Raw genomic sequence first — 18784 nt, 5'->3', positions numbered from 1 at the left:
GTTCACAGCGTCCTCGCTGTGTGCCTCCCAAGCATGTTGGGAGGTCTTTCAAAGGAACCTCGTCCCAGCTTGTGCTGGAGACGGGGTATCAACATATCTGGCGTTGACTTTTGGCACGCTGTTGAGTTCTCAAGGAACGGACGCTTCCTTTGGATTCCCTTTCGGGTTTCCGCCGGGCGCTTCCCTTCGGTGTTTCACACTCTATCAGGGCTTTTCCGGCTTTTCGAACCGCGCTTTTCTGCAGGCATGCAGAAGTGCGTGATCCGAGAATCTGGATCATGACTCTGAGGAGTGCCGCCCACTCAGTCGGTCGCGCTGAGCGCTTCCTGGCTGTCCGGGGCAGAGCTAAGACACTACAGGGGCCTGATGGGCGAGGCAAATCGATTCGGCGCCGGAGCCGCATCAACTGGGCTCTGTCATGCGGAACCGTCAGTTCTTATGACTTACGCTTCTCAACGGTGCGCCGTCCGGGACAGGCAGTGACGGCGGCCTGATGAATCTTCACCCCTGGGAGGTTTCCCATGACCACCGTGACGTCCCCTCTTGCCGGACGCGCCATCGGACTGGCCGCCGTGCCGGACCCCGTCTTCTCCGGCGCGATGGTGGGCCCCGGCACCGCCATCGACCCGGTCCGCGAGCCCTCGGAGGCGGTGTCGCCCGTGGAGGGCGTGGTCGTCTCCCTGCACCCGCACGCGTTCGTCGTCGTGGACGCCGAAGGGCACGGCGTGCTGACGCACCTCGGCATCGACACCGTGCAGCTCAACGGCGAAGGCTTCGAGCTGCTGGTGAACAAGGGCGACACCGTCACCCGCGGACAGGCCGTCGTGCGCTGGAACCCGGCGGCGGTCGAGGAGGCCGGCAAGTCGCCGGTGTGCCCCGTCGTCGCGCTGGAGGCCACCGCGGACTCGCTCGGCGAGGTCCGTGAGGACGGCGAGATCAAGGCCGGCGACGAGCTCTTCTCCTGGCAGTAGGAGCAACCGGTCGCCGTTGCGAGACGGCAGGTACGACATCCACCGCGGCGGCCGGGCCCGCCGCAACAACCGGAGACGGGTGACATGGAGACAACGCTGCGGGGCGTCGGGGTGAGCCACGGCGTGGCCATCGGCGAGGTGCGGCACATGGGGACGGCGGTGCTGGAGCCGCCGGCCAAGCAGATTCCGGCGGAGGAGGCGGAGCGCGAACAGGGGCGCGCCCGCCAGGCCGTGGAAGCTGTGGCCGCCGACCTGATCGCGCGGGGCAATCTGGCGGGCGGCGAGGCACAGCATGTGCTGGAGGCGCAGGCCATGATGGCCCAGGACCCCGAGCTGATGGCCGATGTCGACCGGCGGATCGCCGTGGGCAGCACGGCCGAGCGCGCGGTGTACGACGCGTTCGCCGCCTATCGGGCGCTGCTGGCCGGGGCGGGCGAGTACCTGGCGGGCCGGGTGGCCGACCTCGACGACGTGCGGAACCGTATCGTCGCGCGGCTGTTGGGCGTGCCGATGCCGGGTGTGCCGGACAGCGACGAGCCGTATGTGCTGATCGCGCGGGATCTGGCGCCGGCCGACACGGCGCTGCTGGACCCGGCGCTGGTGCTCGGGTTCGTGACCGAGGAGGGCGGGCCGACCAGCCACAGCGCGATTCTGGCGCGGGCGCTGGGGGTGCCGGCCGTGGTGGCGCTGCCGGGTGCGGGTGAGCTCGTCGAGGGCACCGTGATCGCGGTGGACGGCAGCACCGGTGAGGTCTTCGTCGACCCGAGTGAGGACAAGCGGGCCGAGCTGACGGAGGCCGCCGAGGCGCGGAAGGCGGCGCTGGCGGCGGCGTCCGGTCCGGGTGCCACGTCCGACGGGCACAAGGTGCCGCTGCTGGCGAACGTCGGCGGGCCGGCGGATGTGCCGGCGGCGGTGGAGGCCGGTGCGGAGGGCGTCGGGCTGTTCCGTACGGAGTTCCTGTTCCTGGACGACAGCAAGCAGGCGCCGTCGGAGGAGAAGCAGGTCGAGGCGTACCGGAAGGTGCTGGAAGCCTTCCCGGAGGGGCGCGTGGTGGTGCGCGTGCTGGATGCCGGGGCGGACAAGCCGCTGGACTTCCTGACGCCGGCGGACGAGCCGAACCCGGCGCTGGGTGTCCGCGGTCTGCGGACCCTGCTGGACCACCCCGAGGTGCTGCGGACGCAGCTGACGGCGCTGGCGAAGGCCGCCGAGGGGCTGCCCGTCTACCTTGAGGTCATGGCGCCGATGGTGGCGGACCGGACCGACGCCCGGGCGTTCGCCGACGCGTGCCGGGAGGCCGGGCTGCAGGCGAAGTTCGGCGCGATGGTGGAGATTCCGTCGGCGGCGCTGCGGGCCCGGTCGATCCTGCAGGAGGTGGAGTTCCTGTCGCTGGGCACCAACGACCTGGCGCAGTACACCTTCGCGGCGGACCGGCAGGTGGGCGCGGTGTCGCGGCTGCAGGACCCGTGGCAGCCGGCGCTGCTGGACCTGGTGGCGGTGTCGGCCGAGGCCGCGAAGGCCGAGGGCAAGAGCTGTGGTGTGTGTGGTGAGGCGGCCTCCGATCCGCTGTTGGCGTGTGTGCTGACGGGTCTGGGCGTCACCAGCCTGTCCATGGGCGCGGCGTCGATCCCGTATGTGCGGGCGTCGCTGGCCAAGCACACGCTGGCGCAGTGCGAGCGGGCCGCTGCCGCGGCGCGGGCCGCGGACACCGCGGAGGATGCCCGGGCGGCCGCGCAGGCGGTGCTCTCCGGGGAGTGATCCGGGCGGCGCGCGGCGCCGTGCGAGGTGATTCGGGACGGCCGTCCCGCCGGTGTGGCGGGGCGGCCGTTTCGCGTGTGCGTGAGGTCCGGCCCTGGTGGGGGTCAGGGGTGGCAGTGGGGGGCGGGTGGGGGTGGGAGGGGCAGGCCGGGGGCGTAGTCGACGCGGTGTTCGGGTGGGATGGGTTCGTCGGTTTCGGGGTCGGTGCAGTACGCGTCGAAGATCTCGGCGGCGCTGATGGGGTCGGGCCAGGCGCCCCGGAGGCGCCAGCCGCGGACGGTGGCGGGACCGGGGTCGAGGGCGGGACCTGGGTCGCTGGGATCGGTGGGGCGGCTGGGGTCTTCGGTGGCGGGGAGGGTGCGGCAGACCAGGGCGCCGGTGACGGGTTGGACCAGGGCGGCGGCGAGGACCGTGCAGAAGGCGAGGGTTTCGGATGCGGGGAGGTCGGCCGGGGTGCCGTCGGGGGTGGCGGTGGTGTGCAGATAGGCGCGGAGGGAGCCGGTGGGGTCGGGGAGGGTGCAGACGAGGTGGTGGGTGCCCGCCCCCAGGGCCGCCAGGAGGTGGTGGAGGGCGGTGGTGGCGCGGGTGAAGGCGGCGTGCGCGAGGTCCTCGCCGCAGGTGGCGCAGCGGCCGGCGCGGGCGAGGAGGGTGGTGGCGCGGTCGCAGGATTCCCGGCGGGCGGCTTCCTCGGTGAGTAAGGGGAGGAGGTGTTCCAGCGGGGTGCCGTCGTAGGCGAGGGAGGCGCCGGTGCAGGCGACGGCGGCGGTGTAGCGGCTGCGGCTGGCCGGGGCGTCCGGGTCGAGGCCGTGGTCGGCGCAGTAGCGGGCGAAGGCGGCCGGGTCGAAGAGGCAGAGGGTGGTGTGCACGCCCTGGGCGGCGAGGGTGCGCAGCAGGGTCTCCAACTGCCGGAGGTAGCCGCGGTGGTCGTCGAAGGGGAAGGTGCGGTAGCGGCGCATGGCGGCGAAGTCCCGGGCGTCGGCGAGGACGGCGGCGGTGCTGGGGAGTTCGCGGCGGAGCGGGTGGGCGGGGTGGTGGTGGGTGGGTCGGGCGGGTGTCATGGCTCCCCCTCGGTGGGTGCGCTGGTCGGGCGTACGGGTCGGCGTCACTGGTCGGACGTCGACTGTCACCGAGAGTAATCGGGGGGTCTGACAACGGCGGGTGGCCGGCGCCGGGGCGGGGGTGCCACCGGCGCCGGTCCGGGGGTCACTTGGCGCGGTCGGCGGCGATCCGCTCGTAGAAGCGGAGGAGTTCGAGGTTGTCGACGGAGCCGGGGTTGACGGCCTTTTCGAGGGGGGTGCCCTGGAGGAGGCGCTTGACGGGGACCTCGATGCGCTTGCCGGTGAGGGTGTGCGGGACGCCGGGGGCCTCGATGATCTCGTCGGGGACGTGGCGGGGGGAGAGCTGTTCGCGGATGGTCCGCTTGATGCGGTCGCGGAGGGCGTCGTCCAGGGTTCTGCCTGGGGCGAGGTGGACGAAGAGGGGCATCCAGTAGCCGCCGTCGGGGAGTTCGAGGCCGATGACGAGGGATTCGCGGATCTCGGGGAGGCGTTCGACGGCCTCGTAGATGTCGGCGGAGCCCATCCGGACGCCCTGGCGGTTGAGGGTGGAGTCGGAGCGGCCGTGGATGACGACGCTGCCGCGGGAGGTGAGGGTGATCCAGTCGCCGTGCCGCCAGACGCCGGGGTACATGTCGAAGTAGCTGTCGTGGTAGCGGGTGCCGTCGGGGTCGTTCCAGAAGCGGGTGGGCATGGACGGCATGGGCTTGGTGACGACCAGTTCGCCGACCTCGTCGATGACGGGCTTGCCCTGGGGGTCCCATGCCTGGAGGTCGGTGCCGAGGCAGGCGGCCTGGAGTTCGCCGATGTGGACGGGGAGGGTGGGAACGGCGCCGGCGAAGCAGCTGCAGACGTCGGTGCCGCCGCTGACGGAGGCGGTCCACAGGTCGGTGCCGGTCTCGGCGAAGGTGTCGTGGAGCCAGCGGAAGCCGTCGGGCGGGAGCGGGGAGCCGGTGGTGGCGACGCAGCCGACGGTGGAGAGGTCGAGGTCGCGGGCGGGGTGCAGGCCGGCCTTGCGGCAGGCCATGACGTAGGCGGCGGAGGTGCCGAAGACGGTGGTGCGGGTGGCGGCGGCGACTCGCCACTGGGCGGCGGTGTCGGGGTGGCCGGGGCTGCCGTCGTAGAGGACGATCGTGGATCCGGCGAGGAGGCCGCCGACGAGGAAGTTCCACATCATCCAGCCGGTGGAGGTGTACCAGAAGAAGCGGTCGTCGGGGCCGAGGTCGCAGTGCAGGCCGGTCTGCTTGAGGTGTTCGAGGAGGATGCCGCCCTGGGACTGGACGATGGCCTTGGGGAGGCCGGTGGTGCCGGAGGAGTACAGGACCCACAGCGGGTGGTCGAAGGGGACCTGCTCGAAGACCGGGTCGGTGGCGCCTGCGGTCAGGTCGGACCACTCCAGGGCGCCTTCGGGGGCGGGGGTGCCGAGCAGGGGGACGTGGACGACGGCGCGCAGGGTGGGGAGTTCGGCGCGGAGTTCGGCGACGGTGGCGCGGCGGTCGTGTTCCTTTCCGCCGTAGCGGTAGCCGTCGACGGTGAACAGGACGACCGGTTCGACCTGCTGGAAGCGGTCCAGGACGCTGCGGGCGCCGAAGTCGGGGGCGCAGGAGGTCCAGACGGCGCCGACCGCGGCGGTGGCGAGGAGGGCGACCACGGCCTGCGGGATGTTGGGGAGGTAGCCGCTGACGCGGTCGCCGGGGCGGACGCCGAGCCGGCGGAGGGCGGCGGCCAGGGAGCCGACCTGGGTGCGGAGTTCGGCCCAGGTGACGGGGGCGGGTTCCTGGCGTTCGTCGACGTGGAGGAGGGCGGGGGTGCCGGCGCGGGCGGGGTCCTCGGCGGTGCGCAGGGCGTGTTCGGCGTAGTTGAGGGTGGCGCCGGGGAACCAGCGAGCGCCGGGCATGGTGGGGTCGGCGAGGACGGTGTCGTAGGGGGTGGTGAAGCGGACGTCGAACCATGTGGCGACGGCCTGCCAGAAGGTGGGGAGCTCTTCGACGGACCAGCGGTGCAGGGTGGCGTAACTGGCCGCGGGGTCGCCGGGGGTGGGGGCGGGGGCGCCGTGGTGGGTGGTGGCCCAGGTGTGGAAGCGGGTGACCTGTGCGCCGGCGATCCGGTCCGGGCCGGGCTGCCAGAGGGGTTCCGGGGCAGGCTGGGCGGCGGAGTGCGGTGCGGTGGTCATGATGCGGCTCCTGGCAGGTACGCGTCGTGGGCGTCGGCCGTGCGCGGTGGCGGGGGTCCCCCGGTGGGGCGCGTGGCCGGCTTCTTGGGACGATGCCATGTGATCGACTTGTGCACCAGGGTGGATCGGCACATTCCGGGGGTGGCGCGGGCCTGCGGGTGCGGGCAGCGGTGGGTGCGGTCCGGGTGGGGAGGTGGCCCGGGACGGTTCGGGGTGGTTCGGCGGGGTGGGTTCCGGCCACTGGGCGGGGGTGGTCGGGGCACGGAGGTGGCCGGGTCGGCCGTGCGCAGGTGAACGGCAGTTGAACGGTTCCCGCCGGAGGGGTCGGCAGTGGCAGGCTGACCGGCATGGACGGGCGTGATCTGGTGCGGTCGGTACGGATGGTCAGGGCGGTCGGGCCGGCGCAGGGGCTGCGGTCCGTGCGTGCGGCGTGGCGCCGGAGCAGAGCGGATGCGCGGGCGCTGCCGCGGCGAGGTCCGGAGCGGGCGCGGGTGCCGGGCACGGCGCTGGGGGCGGAGCCGTTGCCGGGTGGCGGGGTGATCCGTTTCGCGCGGTCGTCGCTGCGGGTGCGGGTCGCGGCGGGCGGTGCGGTGTTCTGCGGGTGGGACGGGGCCGGGCCGGAGCCGTCGTACGCGCTGGCCGGGGCGTGTCCGGCGGTGGATCCGCGGGTGGTGCTGGAGCCGGACACGGAGGGCGGCTGGCGGATCGTCTCGCAGCGGGTGCTGGTGGTGGTGTCGCGGTTCGGTGCGGTGGAGGTGCGGACGCCGGGTGGGGCGATGCTGCGGCGGGAGCTGCCGCCGCGCTGGTGGGACCGGGTGGCGGAGGCCGGGGCGGGAGCGGAGGGTGCCGGGGCGGACGGGGCCGGGCCGTCGGAGGGGGCGGTGGCGTCGCGGTGGGTGCAGCGGTCGGAGGTGGCGGCGGACGCGCGGTTCTTCGGGCTGGGCGGCCGGTCGGCGGGGCCGCGGCTGCGGGACGGGGTGTACCGGCTGTGGAACACCGATCCGGGTGGCGCCTTCGGGCCCGGGGACGATCCGCTGTATCTGACGATGCCGGTGCAGTTGGTGGTGGCGGACGCGGGGACGCACCTGGTGTTCCACGACAACTCCTGGGACGGCCGGGTGGCACTGCGGGAGGGGGCGGAGGGCGCCGGGTCGGGGCATGACCGGCGCGGTGTCTGCGAGCTGCGGATGGACGGCGGGCCGCTGCGCTACTGGGTGCTGGCGGGGACGCCGGCCCGGGTGCTGCTGGGGTGGACGGCACTGACGGGGGCGCCGGCGCTGCCGCCCCGTTGGGCGCTGGGGTACCAGCACGCCCGGTGGGGCTTCGGCAGCGCCGACGAGGTGCGGCGGGTGGTGGCGGGCTACCGGGAGCGGGGGCTGCCGCTGTCGGCGGTCCATCTGGACATCGACCACTACGACGGGCACCGGGTGTTCACCGTGGACCGTGCGCGGTTCCCGGATCTGCCGGGGCTGGCCGGGGAGTTGCGGGCCGAGGGCGTGCGCCTGGTGTCGATCGTGGACCCGGCGGTGAAGGCGGAGCCGGGGAACGCGGTGTACGACGGCGGGGTGGCGGTGGACGGATTCGTACGGGACGCCCGGGGGCGGGTGGTGCGGGGGGAGGTGTGGCCGGGCGAGTCGGTGTATCCGGACTTCACCGACGCGCGGGTGCGCAAGTGGTGGGGGGCGCTGTACGCGGAGCGGCTGGCGCAGGGGTTCTCCGGGGTGTGGCACGACATGAACGAGCCGGTGTCGTTCGCGGCGTTCGGGGAGCCGACGCTGCCGCGGTCGGCGCGGCACGACCTGGAGGGGCGCGGCGGCGACCACCGGGAGGCGCACAACGTCTACGGGCTGGCGATGGCGCAGGCGGCCTACGAGGGGCTGTGCGAACTGCGGCCCGGGGAGCGGCCGTTCCTCTTCTCCCGGTCGGGGTGGGCGGGGCTGCAGCGGTACGGGGGGACGTGGTCGGGGGACGTGGCGACCGGGTGGCCGGGGCTGCGGGCGTCGTTGGCGCTGGTGCTGGGGCTGGGGCTGTGCGGGGTGCCGTACAGCGGGCCGGATGTGGGCGGCTTCTCGGGGGTGCCGTCGCCGGAGCTGTATCTGCGGTGGTTCCAACTGGGGGCGTATCTGCCGTTGTTCCGTACGCATTCGGCGCTCTGGGCGGGGCGGCGGGAGCCGTGGGAGTACGGGGCGGAGGTGCTGGCGCACGCGCGGGCGGCGCTGCGGGAGCGGGCGCGGCTGGTGCCGTACTTCGTGACGCTGGGGCAGTTGGCGCGGCTGTCGGGGGCGCCGTATGTGCGTCCGGTGTGGTGGAACGCGCCGCGGGACCGGGCGCTGCGGGATTGCGAGGACGCGTTCCTGTTGGGGGACGCGCTGTTGGTGGCGCCCATAGTGGAGGCGGGGGCGGTGCGGCGGGCGGTGCGGCTGCCGCGCGGCCGGTGGTACGACACCGCGACGGGGCGGGCGTACGAGGGGCCGGGGCGGGTGTGGGTGGACGCGCCGCTGTCCCGTATTCCGGTGCTGGCGCGGGCGGGTGCGGTGCTGCCGGTGGCGGGGGCGGACGGTGGGACGGAGCTGGAGGTGTGGGCACCGGCGGCCGGGCGTACGGGCGGGGGGCTGGTGGTGCCGGACGGCGGGGACGGCTGGCGGCGGCCGGAGGTGGAGCGGTTCGTCACCCGGTGGGAGGGCGGCCGGGTGGTCGTGGAGCGGCGGGACGAGGGCCCGGCGGGGTATCCGGTGCGGGTGCGAGGGCTGGCCGGCGAGGAGGAGCCGGGGCCGGTGGTCGGCTGAACGGCGCGGCGGGGCAGGCCCGTTGGGGTACGCCGTGTACGAGGGGGACGTGCCGGGGGTGGTATACGGGCGGTGGGCCGGGGGGTTCCGTCGGGCCCGCCGGGCCTGGTAGACGAGGGGCATGTCGAGACTTGCTGCCACCTGGCGCGGCCTGGCCGCCGCTGCCGCCGCCCTGTCGGCCCTCACCGCCGTCCCGTCGGGTGCCGTCGCGCGGTCCGTCACGGCGCCGTCGCCGGGCCCCGCCGGGCAGGGCGCGCGGGCCCACGACCCCAAGGCGCCGAAGGAGTTCGTGGCACTGCGCGATGTCGATCCCACCATCATCCAGGAGATCCGCTACGCCACCCCGCACGATTTCCTGGGGGTGCCGGCGACGGGCTACCGGGAGCCGATGTGCATCCTGACCCGGGACGCGGCGCGGGCGCTGCACCGGGCGCAGTCATCCTTCCTGCGGCGCGGCTACTCCCTCAAGGTCTATGACTGCTACCGCCCGCAGCGGGCGGTGGACCACTTCGTGGCGTGGGCCAAGGACCTGTCGGACCAGCGGATGAAGGCGGAGTTCTATCCGCGGGTGGACAAGTCGGTGCTGTTCCGGGACGGGTACATCGCGGAGAAGTCCGGGCACAGCAGGGGCAGTACGGTCGATCTGACGCTGGTCCGGCTGCCGGCGCTGCCGACCCGGCCGTATGTGCCCGGGGAGCCGCTGACGTCCTGCTTCGGGCCGAAGGCGAGCCGTTTCCCGGACAACTCCCTGGACATGGGGACCGGCTTCGACTGCTTCGACACCCTCGCGCACACCCTGGACCCGCGGATCAGGGGGAGGCAGCGGGCGAACCGGCTGCTGCTGAAGGCGGGGCTGGAGCGGGCCGGGTTCGTGAACTACGCGGACGAGTGGTGGCACTACACGTTCTCGCCGGAGACGTTTCCGGACACCTATTTCAACTTCCCGGTGGCGCGCGGTTCGCTGGTGCGGCACTGAGGCGCGGGTGCCGCCGCCTGTACGGTCGTACGCTCCGGAAGGATGCGTGAACAGTGCGTGAACGGGGTGCCGCCAGTGCCCCCTGAGCGGCATGCTGCTGCTCGTGCCTGCCTGGACCGACCAGCTCCGCTTCGCTTTCCAGCCCGTGGTGAACCTCGCGACCGGTACGGTCGCCGCGCTGGAGCCGCTCGCCAGACCCGAGGACGGCGAGACCGACCTGCTGACCTGTGCGCGCCACTGCCCCGAACTGGACGCCGAGTTGGCCGCGCGCGCCGTCCGGGCCGCGGCGGAGCAGGAGACCCCTCTGCCGCTGCACATCAACGTCTTCGCGGGGACACTCGCGCGCCGGCCCGGGCTGGCGTCGCTGGGCGAGGCGGTGCGGGACACCGGGCGGCGGCCGTGGGAGATCACCCTGGATCTGGGCGGGCCGTTCAGCCCGGTCCCGGAGCGGGAGCTGCTGGGGGCGGTGGCGGGGCTGCGGGACGCGGGCTACCGGATCTGCGCGGACGGGGTCGGGGACGGCGATCTGCCGCTCCGGCTGCTGGGTGAACTCTCACCGGACGTGGTCAAGTTGGACCGTTCGCTGTGTGTGCGGCTGGAGCGCGATCCGGGGCGGCAGGCGGCGGTGGCCGCGATGCGGGAGCTGTGCGACCGGGTGGGCGGGCTGCTGGCCGTCGAGGGGGTGGAGACCGAGCGGCAGTACGCGGCGGTGCGGGCGGCCGGGGTGCAGCTGGCGCAGGGGAACCTGTTCGCGCCGCCGGCGCGGCGGGTGGCGAGCGAGGTGTATCTGCCGGCCTCGCAACCGCCGCCGGTGAGCGGCCGGCCGGCCCTGGGCCGCCCGCCGTCGGGGCCGCCGGTGGCGCAGTTCCTGCAGCCGGCGGCGCTGCTGCCGATGGAGGCGTCGGCGGGCGCGGTGCGCAGCCATCTGACGGGGTTCCCGGAGGTGTCGGGGGTGCTGCTGGTGGACGCGGAGGGGGTGCCGGTGCGGGCGATCGACCGCGACCGCTTCCTGCTCTCGCTCTCCGGGCGGTACGGGCACGCGCTGTACGCGGACCGGCCGGCGCTGCGGCTGGCGGACCGGCCGCGGACGGTGGGCGCCGATGCCACCGCGTGGCAGGTGCTGGACATGATCGCCGACGGGGAGCGGGACCGTACCGGGGACGATGTGGCGGTGGTGGACGAACGAGGCCGCTGCATCGGGGTGGTGCACCTCGCGGACATCCTGCGGGCGCTGGCCGAGAGCCGGGTGGAGGAGGCGGCGCGGCTCAATCCGCTGACCCGGCTGCCCGGTTCGGACGCGGTGAACGCCGAGGTGGACCGGCGGATCGCCGAGGGCCGGGAGTTCGCCCTGAGCTGGCTGGACGTGGACGGGTTCAAGCAGGTCAACGACGGGGCCGGGTTCGCGGCGGGGGACGAGCTGATCCGGTCGGTGGGGCGGACGCTGGCCGAGGTGGCGGGGGACGAGCCGGGCAGCCGGGTGGGGCACATCGGCGGGGACGACTTCCTGGTGCTGGCCGAGCCGGACGGGCTGGAGCCGTTCGCCAAGGCGCTGCTGGACGTGGACTGGTCGGCGGGTGAGATGCCGGTGACGCTCTCGCTGGCGACGGTGGTCTGCCCGCCCGGGAGCGTCACCGGCCACGGCCCTGCGGCAGCCGCGCTGGCACCCTTGAAGAAGGCCGCCAAGGAGCTGCCGGGGGCGAGCTGGGTGGTGGGGCGGCCGGGGACGGAGCGTACGGAGGTACGGCGCGGGGCGGCGGCGCGGGTGCCGGGGCAGACAGGGGCGGAGGGGGGCGCGGTGGCGGAGGCGGACGCGGGGTCCCCCGCGCGGCCTTGACGCCCCCTCGGCCGCGGAGAACACTTCCGGGTGCCGGTCGCCGGATGCCCCGTGGTGTGGGCACCGCCGTACCCGGGCACGGCACGCACCCTGCACGGAGGACCGGGGCCCGTCCCCGGGCCGGGGCCGAGGAGCCGCCATGTACGGACGGAACGGGTCGGACGGGACGTATGTCGCCGCGATCGACCAGGGGACGACGTCGAGCCGCTGCATCATCTTCGACCGCGCCGGCGCGGTGGTCGCCGCCGACCAGCGGGAGCACCGCCAGATCTTCCCCCGGCCCGGCTGGGTGGAGCACGACGCCGGCGAGATCTGGGCCAGGGTGCAGGAGGTGGTGGCGGGCGCGCTGGCCCGGGCGGGGCTGCGGGCCGACGAGCTGCGCGCGCTGGGCATCACCAACCAGCGGGAGACCACGGTGCTGTGGGACCGGGCCACCGGCCGGCCGGTCCATCACGCCGTGGTCTGGCAGGACACCCGGACCGACCGGCTCTGCGCCGAGCTGGGCGGGGCGGCCGGTCCGGACCGCTTCCGGGAGGCAACCGGGCTGCCGCTGGCGAGCTACTTCTCCGGGCCGAAGGCGGCCTGGCTGCTGGACGAGGTGCCGGGGCTGCGGGCCCGCGCCGAGCGCGGCGAGATCGCGTTCGGCACCGTCGACTCCTGGCTGATCTGGAACCTGACCGGCGGCACCGACGGCGGGGTGCACGTCACGGACGTCACCAACGCCGCCCGCACACTGCTGATGGACCTGCGCACCCTGCAGTGGGATCCGGCGATCCTGTCGGCGATGCGGGTGCCGGAGGCGATGCTGCCGGAGATCAGGTCGTCGGCGGAGGTGTACGGGACGGCGGTGGGGCGGATGGCGGGCGTTCCGGTGGCGTCGGCGCTGGGCGACCAGCAGGCGGCGGTCTTCGGGCAGACCTGCTACGGCGTCGGCGAGGCCAAGAACACCTACGGCACCGGCTCGTTCCTGCTGCTCAACACCGGGGACCGGCCGGTGCCGTCGCGGCACGGGCTGCTGACGACCCTGGGCTACCAGCTGGGCGGGGAGGCGCCCGTCTACTGCCTGGAGGGCTCGATCGCCGTCACGGGGGCGCTGGTGCAGTGGTTCCGCGACCAGCTCGGGCTGATCTCCTCGGCGGCCGACATCGAGGAGCTGGCGGCGAGCGTGCCGGACAACGGCGGTGCCTATGTCGTGCCGGCGTTCTCGGGCCTGTTCGCGCCGCACTGGCGCGCCGACGCACGCGGGGTGATCACCGGGCTGACCGGGTACGTCACCAAGGCCCATCTGGCGCGCGCGGTGCTGGAGGCGACCAGCTGGCAGACCCGCGAGGTGGTGGACGCGATGGTCAAGGACTCGGGGGTGCCGATCACCCGGCTGAAGGCCGACGGCGGGATGACCGCCAACGGCCTGCTGATGCAGCATCAGGCGGATGTGCTGGGGGTGCCGGTGATCCGCCCGGTGGTCCCGGAGACGACCTGTCTGGGCGCGGCGTACGCGGCCGGGCTCGCCACCGGTGTCTGGCAGGACCTGGACGAGCTGCGGTCCCACTGGCGGCCGGACACCGAGTGGACGCCGCGGCTCGACGCGGCGGCCCGGGAGCGCGAGTACGCCAACTGGCGGCGGGCGGTGGAGCGGAGCTTCGGCTGGCTGGCGGAGGACGGCGGCGGCGCGTCCTGATGCCGGTGGCCGGCAGGCGTACGGCCCGCACCCCGGGCGGCGGGGTACGGGCCGTACTTCCGCGCCCTGTCAGGGAGGCGCGGGTCGGGGTGGCGCGAACCGGGCGGACCCGGGCCGGCGCGGCGCCGGTCAGGGCAGGGCGGGCTCGCGCTGCTGGGTGCCGCGCCGCATCGCGTGCTCGACGACGGCGATCAGCACGTCCCGGGCGGAGTCCCGCGCCCGGGCGTCGCAGAGCAGCACCGGCACCGCGGGGTCGAGGTCCAGGGCGTCCCGGACGGCGTCGGCGGGGTAGCGGTCGGCGCCGTCGAAGCAGTTGACGGCGACGACGAACGGCAGGCCGCGGCGCTCGAAGTAGTCGATGGCGGCGAAGCTGTCGGCCAGCCGGCGGGTGTCGGCGAGCACCACCGCGCCGAGCGCGCCGCGGGCCAACTCGTCCCACAGGAACCAGAAGCGGTCCTGTCCGGGGGTGCCGAAGAGGTAGAGGACCAGTTCGTCGTGGACGGTGATCCGGCCGAAGTCCATCGCGACGGTGGTGGTGGACTTGGCCTCGACGCCGTGCAGGTCGTCGACCGGGCGGCCGGCCTCGGTCAGCCGCTCCTCGGTCCGCAGCGGCCGGATCTCGCTGACCGCGCCCACCAGGGTGGTCTTGCCGACGCCGAAGCCGCCCGCGACGAGGATCTTGAGCGTCACCGGCTCGGCCGCGGCGGGCCGGCGACGGCGCTCGGAACGCCCGAAGACCATGGGTTTCGTTCTCCTGGTTGCGGTGGATACGGGGGCACGGGGCAGCGGGGGATGTCCCTGGTGCACTGGCGGCCGCCGCCGGGCGGTCGCCAGTGCACCGTACAACGTGGGCGGTACGGCGCCCACTTGAGGTGCGGCCGGATCGGGCGGGGCCGCCGGTCCAAGGCCGCCAACCGCCCCAAAAGGGCCGTGCGGCGGGCGGATCAGCCCGGCCGGTGGGCGGCGAGGTGGTCGAGGATCTTCGGTACGACCAGGGCCGGGACCTCTTCGGGCAGCCAGTGGCTGGCCCCCTCCAGGGCCTCGAAGGAGTAGGGTCCGTCCACCCACTCCCCCGTCGACTCGGCGGCGGTGCGGCCCAGGGCGAGGTCCTCGCTGCCCCACAGGAAGAGGGTGGGCACCGCGATCCGGCCGGCGGGGACGGAGATCACCGCCTCGGGGGCGCGGTACCAGTTCAGGACCGCGGTCAGCGCGCCGGGCTCGGCGAGCCGCCGGACATTGTCCTCGACCAGGTCGGCGGGCACCTTGCCGCCGTAGACGGCGCGCAGCCGGGCCGCGTCGTCGGCGAGCAGGGCGGACTCGGCGGCACCGTCGGGGCGGCGGAAGAAGCGGACGTAGTCCAGCCGGTGGTGCTGTTCGGGGTCGCCGGCGGCGGCGCGGTTGAGCGCCTCGGGGTGCGGGGTGGCGAGGACGGTCAGCGAGGCCAGCCGCTCGGGGTGGGCGCCGGCCAGCGCCCAGGCGACCAGGCCGCCCCAGTCGTGGGAGACCAGGTGGAAGCGGTCGGCGCCCTGGGCGTCGGCGAAGGCGAGGGCGTCGGCGACGAGTTCGGGGACGGCGTAGTCGGCGATCCGGGGCGGGCGGGCGTCCGGGGAGTAGCCGCGCTGGTCGACGGCGACCGCGCGGTATCCGGCGGCGCCCAGGGCGGGCAGCACCGCGCGCCAGGAGTCGGCGAACTCGGGCCAGCCGTGCAGCAGCAGGACGACCTCGCCGTCGGCCGGTCCGCAGGCCAGGGCGTCGAAGGTGTGGGGTCCGGCGGTGATCCGCAGGCGTTCGAGGGCGGTGGCGTCGGCCATGGCGGGGGCTCCTGGCTCCTGGGTTCGGGGGCCGCCCGCCCGTCGGGCGGGGCGGGCGGCGGGGTGGTGCGCGGTGGCATCCGGCCCGGACGTCACAGCGCGCGCAGGCCGTCGATGACCTCGCGCAGCACGTCCTCGTCGGGCAGTTCGGCCGGCGGCACCGGGCGGGTGACGTGGACCAGCCCGGCGTCCAGCAGGTCGCCGATGAGGACCCGGACCACGCCGACCGGGAGGTCGAACTCGGCCGCCAGCTCGGCGACCGACTGCGGCGCCTCCCGGCACAGCTCGACGATGTCCACCTGCTCCGGGGACAGCGTCTGGTCGGTGATCGGCTCCTCGGCGCGGCTCTCGGCGATCACCAGGGCGATCAGGTCCAGCCGCCCCTCGGCGGCCGTCCGGGTGCGCCCGCGCGTCATCGCGTACGGGCGGACGACGGGACCCGCGTCGTCGTCGAACCACCGGGCCGGCTGCGGTTCCGGTGCCGGCCGGCCCTCCTGATCGGTCATGGCGTCACCGTAGTCGTACTCGGCCGGCAGGTCAGGACCGGGGCGCGGTGCCCAGGTGCGTGCCGACGCGCTTGACGAGCAGGGTCATCTCGTAGGCGACCAGCCCGACGTCGGAGTCGGCGTCGGCGAGGACCGCCAGGCAGCTGCCGTCGCCGGCGGCGCTGACGAAGAGGAACGCGTCGTCCAGTTCGACCAGGGTCTGCCGGACCTGGCCGGCGTCGAAGTGCCGGCCGACGCCCTTGGCGAGGCTGTGGAAGCCGGAGGCGACCGCGGCCAGGTGCTCGCTGTCCTCGCGGGTGAGGTCCTTGGAGGCGCCGGTGGCCAGGCCGTCGCTGGAGAGGACCAGTGCCTTGCGGATGCTGCCGACCCGCTCGACCAACTCGTCCAGGAGCCAGTTGAGTTCGCCCGATCCGTGCGGCGCGACTGCGGTGGAAGCGGATGCCTTGGGTGCGGTCATGGACCGTCCTCTCCCGATGTGGTTCGTGGTGGTGCGGTTGCTCCCCCGGCGGCGCCGTCTGCGGTGCCCGGGTCCGGGGGTGTGGGGGCGTGCGGGGCCCGGTCGTTCTCCCGGCGGCCGCGCTGCCAGCCGCGCTGGAGCGAGGCCATCCGGGCCCGGACCGCCTCGGCGTCCCGGTCGTCCGCGGCCGGTGCGGCGGGGCGGTCCGCCGGGGGCTCGGCGCCCGGGTCGGTCTTGAGCTGCGGGGCGAGGCTGGCCTGGCGGACCCGGCGGGGCAGGCCCTTGGGGGTGGTGGCCGGGGCGGGGGTGCCGTCGGTAGGGGGCTCGTCGGGGGTGTGCCGTGCGGCGGCCGGCGGTTCGGCGGGCTGCGGGCGGTCCTGCCGACTGTCGTCGTCCGGGGTCCGGGCGCCGTCCACGGTCCGGCCGTGGTCGGAGACCAGGACCGGTGTGCGGGGGCGGCGGGGCAGCGGGGTGAGGCCGCCGGTCGGCGCCTGGTCGCCGGCCTGCTGGTGCTGTTCGCCGGAGGGGATGCGGTCGCGCCCGGGTGCGGTCCTGGGGCCGTTGGGGGCGGCGGGCCGCCGGCGGCCGCGGGTCCGGTCACGGAACAGCGCGCCCTGGTCGTCGGCGGGGTCCGCGGCGGCCGGGCCGTCCTCGGAGGCGGCGGTCCGCGGTTCGGCCGGGCCGTCGAGGGCGGCGGGCCGGGAGCGCCTGGGCAGCGGCACCGGTACCTGGGCGAGCGGGTCGAGGCCGGGGTCCTCGGCCGTCTCGGGGCCGGTGTCGGCGGCGGCCGGTCCGGCGGGGCGGGCGCCCTCGGCGGAGTCGGTGAGCAGCGCGCCGGGGACGAGGACCACGGCGGTGGTGCCGCCGTACGGCGAGGGCTGGAGGGAGACCCGGACGCCCTGCCGCTGGGCGAGCCGGCTGACGACGAAGAGGCCGAGCCGGTCGGTGTCGGACAGTTCGAACTCGGGCGTCTCGGCGAGCCGGAGGTTGGCGTCCAGCAGCTGGTCGGGGGACATGCCCAGGCCGCGGTCGTGGATCTCCAGGGTGTAACCGTTGGAGACCTGCACGCCGAGCACCTGGACGGCGGTGTGCGGCGGGGAGAAGACGGTCGCGTTCTCCAGGAGTTCGGCGATCAGGTGGGTGAGGTCGGAGACCGCGGGGCCGTCCACCGCGAGCCGGGGCAGCCGGCGGACCTCGATGCGCTCGTAGTCCTCGACCTCGGCGACCGCCGCGCGCACCACGTCCATCAGCTGGACGGGCTTGCGCCACTGCCGGGAGGGGGCGGCGCCGGAGAGGATGACCAGGCCCTCGGCGTGCCGCCGCATACGAGTCGTCATGTGGTCGAGCCGGAACAGGTCGGCGAGTTCCTCGGCATCCTCGGTGCGCCGTTCCATGGCGTCCAGGAGGGTCAGCTGGCGGTGCAGCAGGACCTGGTTGCGGCGGGCGAGGTTGACGAAGACCTCGGAGACGCCGCGGCGCATGTCGGCCTGTTTGACGGCGGCCTCGACGGCGGCCCGCTGGAGGGTGTTGAGCGCCTGCCCGACCTGGCCGGTCTCGTCCGGGCCGAACTCCAGCCGGGGCGCCTCGGTCTCCACGTCGACCTGCTCGCCGGCGGCCAGCCGGCGCATCACGCTCGGCAGCCGTACGCCGGAGACCTCGTGGGCGGTCTTGCGGAGCCGGGTCAGGTCCCTCACGTGCCGGCGGCCGATGCGCAGCGAGACGACGACCGAGACGAGCAGGGCGACGAAGCCGAGGACGCCGGTGGCGACCGCCTTGACGACGATGCGGGTGGCGATCGGCTCGACCCGCTGCTGGTAGCGGTCGCCGGCGTCCCGGCCCATCCGGCCGAGGTCGCCGAGGACCTTCTCCGCGGCGGTGTTCCAGCGGTCGGCGTTGACCGCGTGGGCGGCGTTCGCGGGGTCGGCGGCGATCACCTTGTCCTCGTAGGAGGTGAGTTCGCGGGCGGCGGCGGAGTGCCAGTAGTCCTCGTAGACGCCGCGGTCGGTGACGGGCAGCAGGGAGAGGTTGGTGCTGTAGAGGATGCGGCGCTCGGCGATCCGGTCGGAGAGGGCGCGCTGGTCGCGCTTGCCGATGCTGCCGGAGGCGAGGATCGCGGACATCAGGGCGTCCTCGCGGGAGAACGCCTCGCGGGCGCGGCTGAGGTAGACCAGCGCGCGGCCCTGCTTGTCCATCTCGACGTTCTCCAGGGCGTGGAGGGCGGCGAGCAGGTCGTAGCCGGGGTCGACCAGGGCGTCGTAGGACTCCATGGCCTCGTCGCGGCCGATCCGGTTCTCCTCGACCTGGGTGCGCAGGACGTCCAGGCCGTCCAGGCCCTTGACGAGGTCGTCGACCCGGCGGGCGGCCGAGCCGGCCAGGTCGTCGCGGATGTCCTGGATGTCGACGTCGTCGTGGAGCCGGGCCACGGCGTCGTCGGTGGCCCGGGTCTGGCCGCGGAGTTCGGTGACGGCGTTGGCGCCGCGGCGGTCGGCGAGGTAGAGCAGGCTCTGCCGGCGTTCGCGCTGGAGGGCCTGGATGACGTCCTCGACCGGGTAGCCGAGGTTGCGGACGACGGTGCCGACGTCGAGGAGCTGGTTGGCCTCGCGTCCGGTGACGTAGGTCGTGACGCTCCACATCGCCGTCAGGGACAGCAGCGGCACGAGCAGCAGCGCCACGATCTTCCGGCGGACCGACCTCCCGCGAAAGCGCATGGCCTCCCCTACGTCGCCCCGGCGTGCGGGGTTGGTGTTCCGTCAACAGCGGCGCGAGCCTACTACTGTCGGGG

General features: G+C 74.5%; 13 protein-coding genes. 6 read left to right on the top strand and 7 right to left on the bottom strand.

Annotated features, from left to right (window positions below):
- The first annotated feature begins 521 nt into the window (after window positions 1-521).
- The gene (locus tag B073_RS0121115) at window positions 522-971 is read left to right on the top strand and encodes a PTS sugar transporter subunit IIA (RefSeq protein ID WP_018540076.1); all 450 of its coding nucleotides are present in this window, start codon (window positions 522-524) and stop codon (window positions 969-971) included.
- A gap of 84 nt (window positions 972-1055) precedes the next feature.
- On the top strand, window positions 1056-2726 hold the full coding sequence (gene ptsP, locus B073_RS0121110) for a phosphoenolpyruvate--protein phosphotransferase (RefSeq protein ID WP_018540075.1): 1671 nt from the start codon (window positions 1056-1058) through the stop codon (window positions 2724-2726).
- Window positions 2727-2830: 104 nt separating this feature from the next.
- Here the strand turns inward: ptsP and B073_RS0121105 are convergent, their stop codons facing one another.
- Both B073_RS0121105 and B073_RS0121100 read right to left on the bottom strand, forming a co-directional pair.
- Window positions 2831-3784, bottom strand: a complete 954-nt coding sequence (locus B073_RS0121105; protein ID WP_018540074.1) for a hypothetical protein — start codon at window positions 3782-3784, stop codon at window positions 2831-2833.
- 145 nt (window positions 3785-3929) lie between these two features.
- On the bottom strand, window positions 3930-5954 hold the full coding sequence (locus tag B073_RS0121100; RefSeq protein WP_018540073.1) for an acetoacetate--CoA ligase: 2025 nt from the start codon (window positions 5952-5954) through the stop codon (window positions 3930-3932).
- Between the two features lie 347 nt (window positions 5955-6301).
- Here B073_RS0121100 and B073_RS0121095 point away from each other — a divergent pair, with 347 nt between their 5' ends.
- The 4 genes from B073_RS0121095 (at window position 6302) to glpK (ending at window position 13228) form a co-directional block, all read left to right on the top strand.
- The gene (locus B073_RS0121095; RefSeq protein ID WP_037812192.1) at window positions 6302-8740 is read left to right on the top strand and encodes a TIM-barrel domain-containing protein; all 2439 of its coding nucleotides are present in this window, start codon (window positions 6302-6304) and stop codon (window positions 8738-8740) included.
- 121 nt (window positions 8741-8861) lie between these two features.
- Entirely contained in the window at window positions 8862-9716 is an 855-nt protein-coding gene (locus B073_RS0121090; RefSeq protein ID WP_018540071.1) for a M15 family metallopeptidase, read from the top strand.
- A gap of 91 nt (window positions 9717-9807) precedes the next feature.
- Window positions 9808-11550 carry a GGDEF domain-containing protein gene (locus B073_RS0121085; protein ID WP_018540070.1) on the top strand — a complete coding sequence of 581 codons (1743 nt, stop codon included), beginning with the start codon at window positions 9808-9810 and terminating at the stop codon, window positions 11548-11550.
- Window positions 11551-11689: 139 nt separating this feature from the next.
- Window positions 11690-13228, top strand: coding sequence for a glycerol kinase GlpK (glpK, locus tag B073_RS0121080; protein ID WP_018540069.1), 1539 nt, complete (start codon window positions 11690-11692; stop codon window positions 13226-13228).
- A 129-nt stretch (window positions 13229-13357) separates the two neighbouring features.
- Here the strand turns inward: glpK and B073_RS0121075 are convergent, their stop codons facing one another.
- The 5 genes from B073_RS0121075 to B073_RS0121055 form a co-directional block, all read right to left on the bottom strand.
- Entirely contained in the window at window positions 13358-13969 is a 612-nt protein-coding gene (locus tag B073_RS0121075) for a GTP-binding protein (RefSeq protein WP_018540068.1), read from the bottom strand.
- Window positions 13970-14172: 203 nt separating this feature from the next.
- Entirely contained in the window at window positions 14173-15039 is an 867-nt protein-coding gene (locus B073_RS0121070; protein WP_018540067.1) for an alpha/beta fold hydrolase, read from the bottom strand.
- Window positions 15040-15131: 92 nt separating this feature from the next.
- Window positions 15132-15545 carry a DUF742 domain-containing protein gene (locus tag B073_RS0121065; protein ID WP_018540066.1) on the bottom strand — a complete coding sequence of 138 codons (414 nt, stop codon included), beginning with the start codon at window positions 15543-15545 and terminating at the stop codon, window positions 15132-15134.
- 31 nt (window positions 15546-15576) lie between these two features.
- A complete protein-coding gene (locus B073_RS0121060; RefSeq protein WP_018540065.1) occupies window positions 15577-16002 on the bottom strand; it encodes a roadblock/LC7 domain-containing protein in 426 nt (141 codons plus the stop codon).
- The gene (locus B073_RS0121055; protein WP_026247578.1) at window positions 15999-18710 is read right to left on the bottom strand and encodes a nitrate- and nitrite sensing domain-containing protein; all 2712 of its coding nucleotides are present in this window, start codon (window positions 18708-18710) and stop codon (window positions 15999-16001) included. Before B073_RS0121055 ends, B073_RS0121060 begins: the two co-directional genes overlap by 4 nt.
- Window positions 18711-18784 lie beyond the last annotated feature (74 nt).

It is taken from the genome of Streptomyces sp. MspMP-M5 (assembly GCF_000373585.1).
In the GTDB taxonomy this organism is placed as follows: Bacteria; Actinomycetota; Actinomycetes; order Streptomycetales; family Streptomycetaceae; genus Streptomyces.
Note: the sequence above shows the minus strand (reverse complement) of the source record. Positions and strands in the feature narration are given on the sequence as shown.

Excerpts from the sequence above, each read along its gene's own strand:
- glpK (WP_018540069.1), top strand. The coding sequence starts at position 11,690 with ATGTACGGACGGAACGGGTCGGACGGGACGTATGTCGCCGCGATCGAC.
- ptsP (WP_018540075.1), top strand. The coding sequence starts at position 1,056 with ATGGAGACAACGCTGCGGGGCGTCGGGGTGAGCCACGGCGTGGCCATC.
- B073_RS0121060 (WP_018540065.1), bottom strand. The coding sequence starts at position 16,002 with ATGACCGCACCCAAGGCATCCGCTTCCACCGCAGTCGCGCCGCACGGA.
- B073_RS0121055 (WP_026247578.1), bottom strand. The coding sequence starts at position 18,710 with ATGCGCTTTCGCGGGAGGTCGGTCCGCCGGAAGATCGTGGCGCTGCTG.
- B073_RS0121070 (WP_018540067.1), bottom strand. The coding sequence starts at position 15,039 with ATGGCCGACGCCACCGCCCTCGAACGCCTGCGGATCACCGCCGGACCC.
- B073_RS0121075 (WP_018540068.1), bottom strand. The coding sequence starts at position 13,969 with ATGGTCTTCGGGCGTTCCGAGCGCCGTCGCCGGCCCGCCGCGGCCGAG.
- B073_RS0121115 (WP_018540076.1), top strand. The coding sequence starts at position 522 with ATGACCACCGTGACGTCCCCTCTTGCCGGACGCGCCATCGGACTGGCC.
- B073_RS0121095 (WP_037812192.1), top strand. The coding sequence starts at position 6,302 with ATGGACGGGCGTGATCTGGTGCGGTCGGTACGGATGGTCAGGGCGGTC.
- B073_RS0121090 (WP_018540071.1), top strand. The coding sequence starts at position 8,862 with ATGTCGAGACTTGCTGCCACCTGGCGCGGCCTGGCCGCCGCTGCCGCC.
- B073_RS0121105 (WP_018540074.1), bottom strand. The coding sequence starts at position 3,784 with ATGACACCCGCCCGACCCACCCACCACCACCCCGCCCACCCGCTCCGC.
- B073_RS0121065 (WP_018540066.1), bottom strand. The coding sequence starts at position 15,545 with ATGACCGATCAGGAGGGCCGGCCGGCACCGGAACCGCAGCCGGCCCGG.
- B073_RS0121100 (WP_018540073.1), bottom strand. The coding sequence starts at position 5,954 with ATGACCACCGCACCGCACTCCGCCGCCCAGCCTGCCCCGGAACCCCTC.
- B073_RS0121085 (WP_018540070.1), top strand. The coding sequence starts at position 9,808 with ATGCTGCTGCTCGTGCCTGCCTGGACCGACCAGCTCCGCTTCGCTTTC.